This window comes from Cupriavidus sp. FW216-B1, from assembly GCF_058789195.1.
The window spans coordinates 238,891-253,130 of the sequence record NZ_JBYTEL010000005.1; the positions used below are offsets into that span (position 1 = coordinate 238,891).

General features: G+C 70.7%; 11 protein-coding genes. 6 read left to right on the forward strand and 5 right to left on the reverse strand.

The window, feature by feature from the left end; genetic code table 11:
- Window positions 1-46: 46 nt before the first annotated feature.
- Window positions 47-3,991 carry a DUF748 domain-containing protein gene (locus AC3WXD_RS14190; RefSeq protein ID WP_492323992.1) on the reverse strand — a complete coding sequence of 1,315 codons (3,945 nt, stop codon included), beginning with the start codon at window positions 3,989-3,991 and terminating at the stop codon, window positions 47-49.
- Window positions 3,992-4,500: 509 nt separating this feature from the next.
- On the opposite strand from AC3WXD_RS14190, the gene AC3WXD_RS14195 reads away from it, so the two are divergent.
- The gene (locus tag AC3WXD_RS14195; RefSeq protein ID WP_020206292.1) at window positions 4,501-5,814 is read left to right on the forward strand and encodes an MFS transporter; all 1,314 of its coding nucleotides are present in this window, start codon (window positions 4,501-4,503) and stop codon (window positions 5,812-5,814) included.
- A gap of 83 nt (window positions 5,815-5,897) precedes the next feature.
- Here AC3WXD_RS14195 and AC3WXD_RS14200 read toward each other — a convergent pair whose 3' ends face one another.
- Window positions 5,898-7,064: an extracellular catalytic domain type 1 short-chain-length polyhydroxyalkanoate depolymerase gene (locus tag AC3WXD_RS14200; RefSeq protein WP_029044299.1), complete on the reverse strand. Its 1,167-nt coding sequence runs from the start codon at window positions 7,062-7,064 to the stop codon at window positions 5,898-5,900.
- Between the two features lie 365 nt (window positions 7,065-7,429).
- On the opposite strand from AC3WXD_RS14200, the gene AC3WXD_RS14205 reads away from it, so the two are divergent.
- Together AC3WXD_RS14205 and AC3WXD_RS14210 are read left to right on the forward strand one after the other, a co-directional pair.
- A complete protein-coding gene (locus tag AC3WXD_RS14205) occupies window positions 7,430-8,155 on the forward strand; it encodes a Crp/Fnr family transcriptional regulator (protein WP_492323993.1) in 726 nt (241 codons plus the stop codon).
- A 128-nt stretch (window positions 8,156-8,283) separates the two neighbouring features.
- A complete protein-coding gene (locus AC3WXD_RS14210) occupies window positions 8,284-8,814 on the forward strand; it encodes a hypothetical protein (RefSeq protein WP_020206289.1) in 531 nt (176 codons plus the stop codon).
- 15 nt (window positions 8,815-8,829) lie between these two features.
- Here the strand turns inward: AC3WXD_RS14210 and AC3WXD_RS14215 are convergent, their stop codons facing one another.
- Entirely contained in the window at window positions 8,830-9,195 is a 366-nt protein-coding gene (locus tag AC3WXD_RS14215) for a hypothetical protein (RefSeq protein WP_231401712.1), read from the reverse strand.
- A gap of 138 nt (window positions 9,196-9,333) precedes the next feature.
- Window positions 9,334-9,639, reverse strand: coding sequence for an IS3 family transposase (locus AC3WXD_RS14220; protein ID WP_020206287.1), 306 nt, complete (start codon window positions 9,637-9,639; stop codon window positions 9,334-9,336).
- Between the two features lie 750 nt (window positions 9,640-10,389).
- On the opposite strand from AC3WXD_RS14220, the gene AC3WXD_RS14225 reads away from it, so the two are divergent.
- The 3 genes from AC3WXD_RS14225 to AC3WXD_RS14235 all read left to right on the forward strand — a co-directional run bounded on the left by AC3WXD_RS14225 (window position 10,390) and on the right by AC3WXD_RS14235 (window position 13,650).
- Window positions 10,390-11,349 carry a LysR family transcriptional regulator gene (locus tag AC3WXD_RS14225; protein WP_029044298.1) on the forward strand — a complete coding sequence of 320 codons (960 nt, stop codon included), beginning with the start codon at window positions 10,390-10,392 and terminating at the stop codon, window positions 11,347-11,349.
- Between the two features lie 185 nt (window positions 11,350-11,534).
- Entirely contained in the window at window positions 11,535-12,230 is a 696-nt protein-coding gene (locus tag AC3WXD_RS14230) for a response regulator (RefSeq protein ID WP_029044297.1), read from the forward strand.
- A gap of 70 nt (window positions 12,231-12,300) precedes the next feature.
- Window positions 12,301-13,650 carry a cobyrinic acid a,c-diamide synthase CobB gene (locus AC3WXD_RS14235; protein ID WP_492323994.1) on the forward strand — a complete coding sequence of 450 codons (1,350 nt, stop codon included), beginning with the start codon at window positions 12,301-12,303 and terminating at the stop codon, window positions 13,648-13,650.
- A gap of 49 nt (window positions 13,651-13,699) precedes the next feature.
- On the opposite strand, the gene AC3WXD_RS14240 is transcribed toward AC3WXD_RS14235, so the two are convergent.
- Complete coding sequence (locus AC3WXD_RS14240) at window positions 13,700-14,191, reverse strand: MarR family winged helix-turn-helix transcriptional regulator (RefSeq protein ID WP_020203090.1); 492 nt, start codon at window positions 14,189-14,191, stop codon at window positions 13,700-13,702.
- Window positions 14,192-14,240: the final 49 nt, after the last annotated feature.

Sequence of the window (14,240 nt, forward strand, 5' to 3'; positions counted from 1 at the left end):
AGACATCACTGCGGCGTCCGGCGATAGCATATTCGGTTAGCCGCTCTCAGTCGCGGATGGCGAAGTCCACCCGGTTGGGCGCGCCCTTGTCCTTGATGCCCTCGGTGTCGAGCTTCGGCGCGGTCAGGAACAGGCGGTTTTCCGGCACCTTGCCGTCGCGCTCCAGCGACTGCTTCACCGCCAGCGCGCGCTGCTCGGCAAGCTGGCGCAGCTCGACGTTGGTCACCGGCGCGTTTTCCAGCAGCAGCTTTTCCATCTCCTGCGTCGGCAGCGACTTGGCCAGGCCGATCACGTTGCGCGGCTTCTTGAACGAAGCGCGCTTGTAGACCGCCTCCAGGTACTTCGGATATTCCTGCTGCGACACCGTCACCTTGGCGCCCTGCTCGCCTTCCTCGCTGTCGTCCGCCACGCCGCCCTGGCGGGCGCTGGAGCGCAGGTCGCGCGACTTCTGCTCGGCCACGCGCGCGTCGAGCCAGGCGCGCTGCGCGCCGGCCATGTCGGTGGCCGGATCGATGCGCCCGCTGATCTCCAGCCGCAGCGACGGGCGGTCCGCCAGCGCCTTGCCCAGCGTGTCGATCTTCTGCCTGGCCGCCGGCGTGAGCGTGGCGGTGCCGGGCGGGAACTCGACGTAGCCCAGCTCGTCGCCGCCGCCGCCGAAGGCCGAGGCGATCAGCGAGAACGGCGAGGTGATGGCCTTGGTCAGCAGGTTGACGATCACGCGCACGATCACGCCGCCGATGCTGAACTCGGGGTCCGACAGCGAGCCCGAGACCGGCAGGTTGATGTCGATCACGCCGTTGCGATCCTTGAGCAGCGACACCGCCAGCAGCACCGGCAGCTTGGTCGCCGTGGGGCTGTCGACCTTGTCACCGAAGGTGAGCTGGTCCAGGTAGAGGTGGTTGCTCGCATCGAGCTTGCCGTTCTCGATCTTGTACGCCACGTCCACCGTGAGCTTGCCCTTGGTGATCGGATAACCGGCGTACTTGGCCGCGTAGGGGGTCAGGCGCGTGAGCTCCACGCCGGCGGCCTTGGCGGCGATGTCGAGGTAGAGCGGGTCGGCCAGCGGGTTGAGCTTGCCGTCGATGTTGACCGGCGCGTCGTCGTCGATGCGGCCCGCCAGCGTGAGGTCGGCCGGCGCTGGATCGGTCGAGGACACCTTGGAGACCGAGCCCTTCATGTCGGTCAGGTTGGCGGTGTAGTTGGGCCGGACGAAGAAGTCCGAGAAATTGATGTTGCCCTTGCTCACCGTCACGCCGCCCAGGCGGATCTGCGGCTTGGCCGCCGCCGTGGCGGCGGGCGCCGGGGCCGGCGCGGGCGCGGCAGACGGCGCGCTGGCCGGCGGCGCCGAGGCCGGGTTGGCCTGCGTCAGGCTGGTGCTCGGCGCGGCCTCGCCCTTGGCGGCGCCGCCCGCCATCACGTCCTGCAGGTTCAGCCGGCCGTTGGCGTTGAGGATCACGCGCGCGTAGAAATCGGACAGCGCCACGCTGCCCACGCCCACCTTCATCGGCCCCTTCGACTCGTCCATGACGAAGTCGATGCCGTTGACGGCCAGCGAGCGCCAGCGCAGGAAATCGTCGCCGGTGACGCGGTCCACGGTGCGCACGTTGCCAAGCTGCGCATTGCCGGCGAAGCGCGCGGCGATCGGCTTGCCGCTGGGCGCGTCCACGCCCAGGCGGCCCTTGACGGTGGCCGTGCCGCCGCGCAGCGCGGCGTTGAAGCGGTCGGCCAGGTAGGGCTGCAGCGGCGCCAGGTCGATCTCGCGCAGGTCCACCTGCATCTGCGCCGCCGGCGCCGTGGGCTGCACCGTGCCGTCCAGCGCCATCACGCCGCGCCGTCCGCTCTCGGCCTTGAACTTGAGCGGGATCGCGCCGGGCGCCAGCGGCCATTGCAGCGCGCCGGTGCCGAGGCTGATGTTGCGGTACTGGTGGATCACCGGGCGGTCGCGGTTGGCGGCGGCCGGCGCGTAGTCGGTCAGCCGCACGCTGCCGCCGTCGAGCGCGAACTTGCCCAACCGGGCGTTCCACGGCAGCGGCCTGGCGGCCGCCGGGCTCTCGGCCCGGGCCGCCTTGGCCACGACCGTGGCCGAGCGCTGGCTGGCCTTCTGCCCGGACTGCGCCGCCCACAGACGCGCGCTCTCCAGCAGCTCGCCGCGGTGGTCGCGCGTGAGCGCGACCTGCGGCTTGGCCACCACCAGCTCGCCGGCGCTGAAAGTATGCCCGGCGAGGTCGAAGCCGATGTCGTCGAGCGCCACGCGCTCGGCGCGCATGACCGGCAGGCTGGCGGTGTCGTCGTCGTTGTCCGTGCGCGCGCGCGCGCGGCGCGCGCTGCCGGCGTTGCCGGCGCCCGCGGCGGGCACCGCCACCGGCTCGCGCGTGGCGACATACAGCGGCGCCAGTTCCACGCGCGACTTGTCCAGCGAGAACGCGAATTCCGGGCCGCCCCATGCCATCTTGTAGTGCAGCTCGGCGTTGACCGCGGTGTCGCCCAGCTGCGTGCGCAGCTCGGCCGGCCACCACGCGGCAAACCCCTGCGGCTTCACGCCGCTGGCCTGCAGCGTGCCGGTCATGGTGCCGCCGCGCAGGGTCAGCTCGCCTTCGTGGCTGAGGCTCTGGCCTTCGCCCAGGCCCAGCTTGGCCTGCACTTTGGCCGGCTTGTCGCTGTCGCCCGACAGGCCCGCGACCTCGGCGTCCAGCGGCCCGAGCGCCAGCGTGCCGGGCCCGGAGGGGGCCAGCTCGTCGCGCAGCGCGAGGCTGGCCTGCTTGATGCTGATCTGGTCGACCGCGTAGGACCACGGCTTCGGTGCCGGCTGCGGCGGCGCGATGCCGGCCGCGGCGGGTGCCGAGGCCGGGCCCGCCTTGGCGGCCGGCGCGGAAGCCGGCACCACCGCAGGTGCTGCAGCGGGCGCGGCCGGCGCGGATGTTGCCGGCGTGGCCGCCGGGGCCTGCGGCAGGAAGGCCTGGGCGAGGTCGAGCGTGCCGTCGGCGCGGCGCGTGGCGTTCACGGCCAGCCCTTCCACCGTCACGTTGCGCAGGTGCGCCTTCTGCGCCAGTGGCTCGATGCGGTCGATGTCGAGCGCCACGCGGCCGGCCTTCACCAGCGGCGAGCCGTCGTGCTTGCGGATGTCGGCCTCGCGCAGCGCCGCCGTGCCGGCCAGGAAGACGTCCTGCTTGTCCTTGGACTGGATGAAGCCGAGCGTCAGGCGCGTGTCCAGCAGGCCGCCCTTGACCTCGGCGTCCTTGAGCGCGGGCGCGAACGCCATGTAGCGCGGCAGGTCCAGCCCGTCGAGATTGAGGTTCAGGTGCGTCTCGCGCGAGGCGGCGAACGGCAGCATGGTGCCGTCGAGCGCCAGCGCGGAGCCGTTGATGCGCGCGCTCAGCGAGGGCCGCGTGACGATCTCCACGTCATGCGGCAGGTTGGACAGGAACGGCAGCGTGACGGTGAGGTTGTCGACGCGCTGGGTCTGCCCGAGCAGCTTGTCGTCGAACACCACGCTGCCGCCGGTCAGGGCGATGTTGTTGATCGAGAAGCGCGCCGGCTCGGACTTGGGCGCGGGCGGCTGCGCGGCGAAGCGCTCCTCGATGTCGGCATAGCTCATGCGGCCGCTGGCGTCGCGCGCCAGGCGCAGCGCCGGCCGGTCGATGTGCACCGCGTCCACCACCGGGGCCATGTGCCACAGCGAGGCGATGGCGCCGTCGATCTGCGCCTCGCCCAGCGTCAGCATGGGCGTGGTGCCGTCCGGCTCGTAAATGGTGAGGTCGGACACGGTGACCGCCAGCGAGAACGGCCGCACCTGGGCGCCGCCGATCGTGACCTTGCGCCCGAGCGCCTCGCTGGCCTGCTTTGCCGCGATGGACCTGATCAGCGGCGGCCCGCCGAAATAACCGGCCAGCCCGAATACCGCGAGCGCCGCCACGATGCCGCCGGCCACCCGCACGCCGGCCCTGCGCCGGGGCGTGGCGGTCACCGCCTGCATGGAGAACTTGATTGCCATGTGATCCTAGAGAGTTCGACCCCACTACCCCGCTACCCCGAATATCCCGAGTATCCCGATACCCGCCCGATATCGCCCGATACTGCGGCGCTCCGTCATGCCGGCAACCCTGCATGCCGGGCCGCCGCTGCCGTGCGGCACCATCTTGTACGGAACCCGCCGGGCCGCGCGCAGGCCCTGCCACGCGGATATTCGGCGAGTCGGCCACTTTGTGGCCCGGATTTCACTTTTTATCCACATTATGGCAACGGATTGGGGCAATGCAAAGGCATTCAAACTAATCAGAAAGCGATTTCAAGACTGCAAAAAATCCATTCAACCGGACTTGTCCGGACCCGCATCCCGCCGATCTGGTATTGTTCCGCTTTTGCGAAGCGTCACGTCGCAAGCCAGCGGCTTATCCGCCACTTAGTGCCTGCTTCCCCCGCGCTGTAACCCTCCGGCCAGAACCCTCCACGTCAACCGTGTTGCGCGCTTCGCATGCGAACTTTTTCCATGCGAGTCTTCTCATGTCGATCACCAGCAGTACTGCCGGCGCAGACGGCACGCGCAACAGCGCGCAGCCGCGCCCCCTGACCAGGCAGGATTACAAGACGCTTGCCCTGGCGGCCCTCGGCGGCGCGCTTGAATTCTACGACTTCATCATCTTCGTCTTCTTCGCCACCGTCATCGGGCAGCTGTTCTTCCCGCCGTCGGTGCCGGACTGGCTGCGCCAGATGCAGACCTTCGGCATTTTCGCCGCCGGCTACCTGGCCCGCCCGCTGGGCGGCATCATCATGGCGCACTTCGGCGACCTGCTCGGGCGCAAGAAGATGTTCACGCTGTCCATCCTGCTGATGTCGGTGCCGACGCTGCTGATGGGCCTGCTGCCGACCTACCACGCGATCGGCCTGCTGGCGCCGCTGGCGCTGCTGATCCTGCGCGTGATGCAGGGCGCCGCCGTGGGCGGCGAAGTGCCCGGCGCCTGGGTGTTCGTCTCCGAGCACGTGCCGGCGCGCCGCACCGGCTACGCCTGCGGCACGCTGACCGCGGGGCTGACCGCCGGCATCCTGCTGGGCTCGCTGGTGGCCACCGGCATCAACAGCATCTTCACCCCGGCCGAGCTGACCGACTGGGGCTGGCGCGTGCCGTTCCTGCTCGGCGGCGTGTTCGGCATCGGCTCGATGTACCTGCGCCGCTGGCTGCACGAGACGCCGGTGTTCGCCGAGCTGCAGCAGCGCAAGGCGCTGGCCGCCGAGATGCCGCTCAAGGCGGTGGTGCGCGACCACCGCGGCGCGGTGGCGGTGTCGATGCTGCTGACGTGGATGCTGTCGGCCGGCATCGTGGTGGTGATCCTGATGACGCCGACCTTCCTGCAGAAGATCTACGGCTTCGACGGCCGCACCGCGCTGATGGCCAACAGCGTGGCCACGCTGTGCCTGACCGCGGGCTGCGTGGTGGCGGGGCTGCTGGCGGACAAGATCGGCGCGCGCGTCACGCTGTTCGTCGGCGGCCTGCTGCTGGCGATCAGCGTCTACGTGTTCTACAGCACGCTGCATGCGCGCCCGGACCTGCTGGTCCCACTGTATGCCGTGACCGGCTTCCTGGTCGGCACCATCGGCGCGGTGCCGTTCGTGCTGGTCAAGGCCTTCCCGGCCCAGGTGCGCTTCTCGGGGCTGTCGTTCTCGTACAACGTGTCGTATGCGATCTTCGGCGGCCTGACGCCGATGATCGTCACGCTGATGCTCAAGAACGACCCGCTCGCGCCCGCCTATTACGTGGTGGCGCTGTGCGTGCTGGGCATGGTGACGGCGCTGTTCGTCAAGGACCGCTCGCACGCCTGAGCGCGGCGGGCTGTGCCGGAAAGGCTGTGCCGGAAAGGAAAGGGCCGCACGAGTGCGGCCCTTTTTCGTCGTGCGGCGCGGCTTCAGCGCCGATGCTGCCTGAAGAACTGCCACATCAGCGCGCTGGCGTCGGGGCCGATGGCCGAGTGGTAGGCATAGTCGCCGTCGCCGCCGCTCCAGGCATGGCCCAGGCCGGCGATCTCGCACACTTCCACCATGTCGCGGTTCCATACGCCGAAGCTGGCCTCGAGGTAGTCGCCGGCGGGCAGGCTCGCCGCGGGCGGGGCGGCCATGCGGGCCTCCCCGGCGTCCTCGCCCTCCCCGGCCGTCCCGGCCAGCGCGGGCGCGGCGTGGGCGGCGCGGCGCGCGGCGCGGCCGCTCATGCGCTCGTCGACGCGGTCGGCCATGCCGTTGTAGGCCAGGAACTGCCGCGCCAGCAGGCGCGCGTTGACCGGGTGCACCGCCTCGTCGTCCATGCCGTGCAGGATGATGGCGGGCATCTTCGCTCCGCCCGGCATGGCGCCGGCGGCGTCCAGCAGCACGGCCGGATCGGCGCTGGTGCCGTGCTGCATGGCGCGCAGGCCGTCGCGCGGCGTGTGCCCGGCGCCGACCACCACGCCGGAGTGCAGCCCCACCGCGGCGATCTTGCCGGGATAGCGCAGCGCCACCACCGCGGCCATGCTGGCGCCCGCGGACAGGCCGGCCAGGTAGACCTGGTCGGCGCGCACGTCGGGCCGCGCCATCAGCGCGTCGATCAGCACCGACAGCGCCTGCGCCTCGCGCCCGCCCTCGGTCGCGCCCAGGTCGAACCATTGCCAGCAACGCTGCATCTGGCGCCGCAGCGGCTGTTGCGGATAGGCCACCATGAAACCCTCGCGCTCGGCCAGCGCGTTCATGCGCGTGCCGGCGGCCAGGTCTTCCGGCGTCTGCCGGCAGCCGTGCAGCATGACGACCAGCGGCATGGGGCGGTGCGCCGCGCGCGACGGCACGTACAGCCAGTAGGACAGGCGCGGCACCAGTTCGCCCGGCAGCGGCGCCAGATGATGGTGATGGGCCGACCAGTCGCCCGGCAACGGCCGCCGCGGCGGCAGGAGCAAGGGAGCGGGGGTGCGCGCCCGCAGGCGCGGGGAGGCGGGATTAAGGGTAGCGATACGCTCGAACCATGTTTGGAGTTGGCGCGCGGACTGCGGCTGCGCCCGGCTGATCTGCCGGAGTTGCGCATGCCAGTCCGCCGAAAGGCTCTTGGCCATGAAGACTCCTGCTGTCTGCATTGTTGCGATGCAGCATAGCACAGCCATCAAGGCGAGGTCGGCGTCGCTTTCCGGCAACATGTTATGAAAAACAGACATTACCGGACGCCACGTGGCGCAGCGGCCCCATGCAGGTTAACGTCATGCCGTCGAAAAAATTGAATTCTGCGTTTGAAATAATGCAGATCCGCCGAAGTTAGCGGCAGAAGCGGGCCGGTTATACTGCATTTGCATTTGTCGCAGGCAAATGGAGAGGCCAGGCCATGCCCGAAGCGAATATTTCGAGCTGTTCGCTGTGTTTGTTCCAGTCAGTGTGCCGCCAGGCGGAATCCGCACCCGGCCAGAGCCCGCGGGAACGTCCGCTGATGCCGGCCAGCACGCTGTGGCGCGCCGGCGAGACCGTGTACCGCCAGGCGCGGCCGGTACAGGCGGTATTTCCCATCCGCCAGGGCAGCGTCAAGTCGGTGTTCGAGTCGCCGCTGGGCTGGCGCCAGGTCACCGCCTTCGCCCACCCCGGCGACGTCCTGGGCCTGGAGGACCTCGACGACCCGCTCCATTGCACCGCCGCCGTCGCCATGCAGGACACCCGCTGCTGCGTGGTGCCGATCGAAGCCGCGCGCGAGCACCTGCACCACGCCGCGTGCCGCGCGCCGATGCTCGGCGCGCTGCGCCGCAATGCGCAGCGCCAGCGCACGCTGCTGGTCGCGCTCGGCTCGATGAAGGCGGCGCAGCGCCTTGCCATGCTGCTGCTGGACCTGGCCGACGAGCAGCGCCGCCGCGGCCGGGCCGGCGAGGCCATGACGCTGGCCATGTCGCGCAACGACATCGCCAGCTATCTCGGCCTGACGCTGGAAACCGTCTCGCGCCTGCTGGCGCGCTTCGCCAGCGTGGGGCTGATCACCGTGCGGCAGCGGCAGTTGCGCATCGTCGACCCGGCGGGGCTCGATTCCGTCTACGCGGACCCCGAGCGCGTGCCGATCCGCCCGCCCGCCGAGGCGCCGGCCGCCTCGCTGGCCCCCGCGCTGGCCCCCTCGCCGGGCCGCACGCCCGCGCGGCCGCTCGCGGGCACCGCGCGCATCCTGCCGGCGTAGGACGGACACCGACAGCACGCCCGTGCAAACGCGGCTATGGTCAGGTCATGCCGCCGCCTGCGGAGAACGGCGCCAGCCGCCGGTTCCCGGCACGCCCGGCGGCATCCGACCTACCTTCCGGTATCCGTATGCGGGATTTCCTTTTCGCCGCGCGCGCGCACGCGGCGCCGCTGGCCTTCCTGGTGATCGCCGGATTCGCGCCGGCCGCCGCGGCGCAGGCGCTCGCACCCGCCTCGCTTTCCAAGCTGGCCCGGCTACTGCTCGGCACCGTGGAGGGCAAGAGCACCGGCATGAGCGGCGTCACGCGGCTGACCGGCGGCGGCGGCACGCCCGATGCCGAGCTCGTGGCGGCATGCCAGGAGCTGACGCAGGCCGGACCGTTCCCGCTCGACAACGCGACCCGGCTCGAGGGATGCAGCGTCTCGCCCGGCAAGCGCGTGGTGTTCCGCCTCAGCCTGGTCGGCGTCGATGCCTCGCGAGAGGGGACCGTGGCCTTCATGGCGAGCGCCGGGCCGGTGCTGGCGAAAGGCATCTGCCGCAACCCGGACGTGCCGGTGCTCGGCCGTCTGGGCGTCACCCTGAACTACCGCTACCTGGGCAACGGCAACCAGCCCGTGGGCGAGGTCACGATCCCGCCGGAGCGCTGCGCGCAGAAGTAAGCGGCGCGGCCTGGCTCAGCGCCGCTCCTGGGCGCACTCCTGCCGGTAGGCTTCATTGAGTTTCTTGCGGTCGGCCTGGCGCTCGATGGTCGGATGGGTGCTGCCGTCAGGCTCGGTCACGGTGGATTTGCCGGTGGACCACTGCGTGCCCGCGGGCAGCCCGTTGATCCGGTCCAGCAATTGCTGGCAATGGGTGCGCTGGGCCGGCGTGAGCGTGCCGTCGGCGGCGGGGCCGGCATTGTCGGCGGCCGGATCGAGCATCAGCGGCGGTGGCGGCGCGATCATCGGCGCGGGCACCTCCAGGTCGGCGGCCATGCCTGCCTGCCCGCCGCACAACCCGAAGCCCAGCAAGGCGGCCATGACGATCGAAGCCCGTTTCATTTCCATTTCTCCCCAGCGGGAGGCGCGACGCGCCATCCCTGATGATCCGTATGTGTCCGTGGCCAGCGGCGGCGCGAGAACCGCGCGGGCGCGGCTCCGCCCGCGAGGCAAACCCCGCGAGGCAAGGACGAGCCGGATCTAGCTTCGTTCCCTGCCGTTGCCGTTGCCGCCGCGGCCGTTGCGATGGCGGTTGCCCAGCAGTTCCAGCTTGAGCAACGCATCCGCAAGCATACTCTTAAGGCGGGTATTCTCCTCCTGCAGCTCGCGCAGCTTGCGGCTTTCCCCGCGCGCATCCGCGCCCGCGCCGCGGGCGTACTTGATGCGCCAGCCATAGAACGACGCATCGCTGAAGCCGTGGCGCGCGCACAGCTCGCGCACCGGCACGCCGGCCTGCGCTTCCGCGAGATAGCCGCGGATCTGTTCCTCCGAGAATCGTCTGTTCACTGCCTGCCTCCACTCGCAAACGCCGCGGGCGCCGCATGTGCCGCATGTATCGTGCGGGCGCGCGCGGCGCCGGTCCTACCCCTGCCCAACGTTATCACCCGCGCCGCAAAAGGCAATTCAGTGTGTTCAAGGCGCGTGTTAAGCAATTTGAAGACCCCTGCGCGGACATGAGAAAAAACGGGAAAGACAGGTGCAGTTAATTGGTTAACTGATTCTGCAGTGTGGAATGCATTCCAGATGACTCCAGCAAGCGCCGGATGGTACCCCCGAAAAACAGGGAGAAAAAATGCCGCCCGCTCCGCCGACTCCCGACCCGTCTCCGGCTGCCGCAATGCGGGAAATCACGGCGCCGGCAAGCACGCGGCAGGACATTGCCGCCCTATTCCGGCAAGAAGAATCGCATGGCGCATCTGGAGAATCCCGCGCCGGGCGCGCTGGCAAGTTCCAGGGTTATGGATTAATCTTGTCTGGCATTAACTAAATTTCGAGCGCCGGCAACCGGGCTTCGCGCCCCGTGTCCGACTGGCGACAGGGCTCTCGCGCTAAGCCAGGTCGGCTGTCTTTTCCAGCGTGGGCGTCCATAAAACCGGGCTGCCATTTTCGAGAAATCGCGTCTTCATGATCCCGCGCCGGAAGCGGGCATGTCGAAGCGGCGCCGCGCGCCGCCGGGCCCGTCGAACCGGGCCCCCGGCCGCACTGAAAAGAAGAAAGAAAAAGAAAAACCAAAGTTTCAAGTCGGGAGAAGCCACCATGCGGCACGTCAGCACCAAGCTCTTGCATGTCTTCGTTCTGCTGATGGAGTATCGCGACCTCAGCGCCGTCGCGGCCTGCACGCAAAGCCGGGTTCCCACCATTGCCTACAGCCTGGCGCGGCTGCGCGAAATCACCGGCGACCCGCTCTTCATCCGGCGCAACGGCACGCTCGAGCCGACGGCGCACGCGCTGCGGCTGGAGCAGACCGCGCGGCAGTTCCTGGCGAAGTGGTCGCGCCTGCTGCAGCCCGAGGCGCCCGCGGCGGCGCCCGTCGCCCGCCCGCGGCGCCGCCTTTCCATCGGCTTCTCGCCGTCGATCGGCGAGCCGGTCATCACCGAGATCCTCACCGCGCTGTGCGAGCGGTTTCCCGACGACCGCTTCGTGACGCGGCCGGTCTTCGCCGATGCCGCGCTGGCCGGCCAGTTGCACGACGGCGAGCTCGACTGCGCGTTCGTGGTGGACAGCCGCTTCGTGCCGGACCAGGTCGCGCTGCACAGCATCATGGCCACGCCGCGGCGGCTGGTCAGCGTGTCGCGTCCCGGCCGCGCGCCGCACGCGGAGGGCAGGAACGAATGGATCCTGCTGCAGGAAGACACCGAGCCCGGCAGCCCGCTGCAGGCGTTCCTGAACCGGCTCGCCCACGATCCGGCATACCGCGAGACCGTGGTGCCGTCCTGGCACACCCAGGTGGCGCTGCTGCTGGCCGCGGGCGGCATCTGCCCGCTGCTCGACTTCAACGTGCCGCTGCTCACGCGCAGCCACAAGACGCGCCTGCTGGCGCCGCCGGCCAGCTTTCCCGAATGGGCCGCCCTGCATTTCTGGGCGCCGGCGCGCGCGGGCGCGGGCGAGGCCCTGCGCGGCATCATGGAGACCGGCAGCGCGGTCCTGCATGACCCGGTCGGCGCCATCGACCGCCGCCGCGAAGCCCGCGACATCCCTGCCGCGCACGCCGCCTGAACTGTCGCCTGAACCACCACCCGAACCGGCACGCGGGCCTGCCCGCGGCCGGCCAGGCAGCCAGCCCGGTCCCCGATATTTCTCCTGCAGTTTGAGAATAGTCTCAGGCAATATGCCGAAAACGGCGCTTATTCTGCCTGGGCATCCGCTGCGCGAACACCGCGCGCCTGCCCAGGAAGATTGCCATGTCATTGAGAATCCTGATTGCCGATGACCATCCCGCCATCGCGCTCGCGGTCAGGAGCCAGTTGCGCGGGCAGACCGGCTGGGAGATCTGCGCCGACGTGCGCGGCGCCGCCGAATTGCTGCAGGCCACGCGCGTGTTCCGCCCCGACCTCGTCGTCACCGACTATCACATGCCCTGCGCCGACGCCAGCGACGGCATCCGCCTGCTGGCCAGCCTGCGGCGGCACCACCCGGCGCTGGGCATCGTGGTGCTCACCATGATCACCAATCCGCTCGTGCTGCGCGCCATCCTCAACGCCGGCGCGCACGGCCTGCTGCTCAAGGACTCGCACCTGGACGAGCTGGTGACGGCCATCATCCGCGTCGAGCGCGGGCTGCGCTTCATCGGCGAGTCCGCCGCGCGCGTGCTGGAGCAGTCAGGCGCGCACTACGCGCCGGACCGCGCCGGCGCCGTCAGCCTGTCGGTGCGCGAGTCGGAGGTGCTGCGCCTCTACCTCAGCGGCAACTCCATCACCCGCATCGCCGGGCAGCTCTGCCGCAGCGTGAAGACCATCAGCCGCCAGAAGAACAGCGCCATGCGCAAGCTCGGCGCCAACAACGAGCGCGAACTGTTCGACTTCGCCGCGCAGCAGGGCCTGGTGCTGCCGCTGCGCGACGACGGACCCGGCGCGCCCGGCCATACCGAATGGCTATAATCGCTGCGCGCCGGCGCCCCGCCGACCGCGCGCCCCTCCTCCACCCCCGACCATCCCCGCCGCCCTCATCATGCCCGCCCCCGCCGCCGCGCCCGCGGACCAGCCACTTGCCCCCGCCGGCAGCCTCAACGTGCCCGCGCTGCTGGTCGCCGCGCCCGCTTCGGGGCAGGGCAAGACCACCGTCACCGCCGCGCTGGCGTGGCTGCACCGCCGCCAGGGCCGCCGGGTGCGCGTCTTCAAGAGCGGCCCCGACTACCTCGACCCGTCCATCCTGGCCGCCGCGAGCGGCGCGCCGGTGCATTCGCTCGACCTGTGGATGACCGGCGCCGGCGATGCCGCGGCGCGCCTGGCGCAAGCCGCCGCCGAGGCGGACCTGATACTGGTGGAAGGGGTGATGGGCCTGCACGACGGCACGCCCAGCAGCGCGGACATCGCGCGCCATTTCGGGCTGCCGGTGCTCTGCGTGATCCAGGCCGGCGCGATGGCGCAGACCTTCGGCGCCGTGGCCTACGGCCTGGCCGGCTACGGCCAACCGCTGCCGTCGATGCAGGTGCTGGCCAACGGCGTGGGCTCGGCGCGGCATGCCGACATGCTGCGCGAGAGCCTGCCGGCGCATATCGGCTGGGCCGGCGGCCTCGCCCGCGACAAGGATGCCGCGCTGCCCGAGCGCCACCTCGGCCTGCACGCCGCCGACGAGCTGCCCGACCTGCCCGCGCGCCTCGGCCGGCTGGCCGACGCGCTCGCCGGGCAGCCGGCCGGCCGCCTGCCGCCGCCCGTGGCCATCGCCGCCGCCGCGCCGCTGCCAGCCCTGCCGCCGCTGCTGGCCGGCAAGACCATCGCCGTGGCCCGCGACGCGGCATTCCGCTTCCTCTATCCGGCCAATCTCGATACCCTGCAGGCGCTCGGCGCGCGCCTGGCCTTCTTCTCGCCGCTGGACGACGCGGCCCTGCCCGCCTGCGACGCGCTATGGCTGCCCGGCGGTTATCCCGAGCTGCACGCGGCGCGTCTGGCCGGCAACGCCGCCATGCTGGCCGCGCTGCGCGCCGCCCACGCCAATGGCCTGCCGATGCTGGCCGAATGCGGCGGCATGATGATGTTGTTCGAATCTCTGGTGGACAAAGGCGGGCAGGCGCACGTCATGGCCGGCCTGCTGCCCGGCACCGTGGCCATGCAGCCGCGCCTGGCGGCGCTCGGCCACCAGTCGGTGGCGCTGCCCGAAGGCACCCTGCGCGGGCATACCTTCCACTACTCCAGCGCGCGCACGCCGCTGGCGCCCTGCTGCCACGCCACGGTGCCGCGCGACGGCTCGCGCGGCGAGGCGGTGTTCCGGCACGGCGCGCTGACCGCGTCATACACACACTTCTATTTCCCCTCCAACCCGCTGGCGGTGGCGCGCCTGTTCGGCGCCGGGGCGGGCTAGCGCCAGGCCGGCGCTCAGGCGACGGTTCAGGCGACGGTTCAGGCAACGCTCACGCAGCGTCGGCATCGGCCGCGTCGGCCTTCTCTTCCTTCTCCTGCTGCTGGGTGCGCTGCACCGCCACGGCAATGCCGGACTCGAGCTGCTCCAGCCCCTTGGACAGGTTGCGCATGGTGGTCTCGGAGACGTTTTCCAGCACGTCCCGCAGGAACGACGAGCGCAGCGGCAGCGCCTGCTCGACGATGCCGCGGCCCAGGTCGGACAGCGTGACGTTGGTCACGCGGTTGTCGCGCTCGCTGGTGTTGCGCTCCACCCAGCCCAGCTCCTGCAGGGCCTTGAGCTGGCGCGTGAGCGCGCCCGGGTCCATGCCCACGCGGTCGGCCAGTGGCTTCTGCGCGATGGGCCCGGCGTGGCCGTGCAAGGCGTAGAGGATGCGCCAGCGCGGCAGGGGATGGCCGATGCGCTGCTCGAACGCAGCCGCGTAGGCCCGGTAGGTCCGTCCGAACTGCTGTAGCACAGCCAGGCTTTGTCGCTCCAGTTCCAATCCATTCTCCTGCTTGGGCCGCCGCGCGCCACGCGGACGATGCACGCGC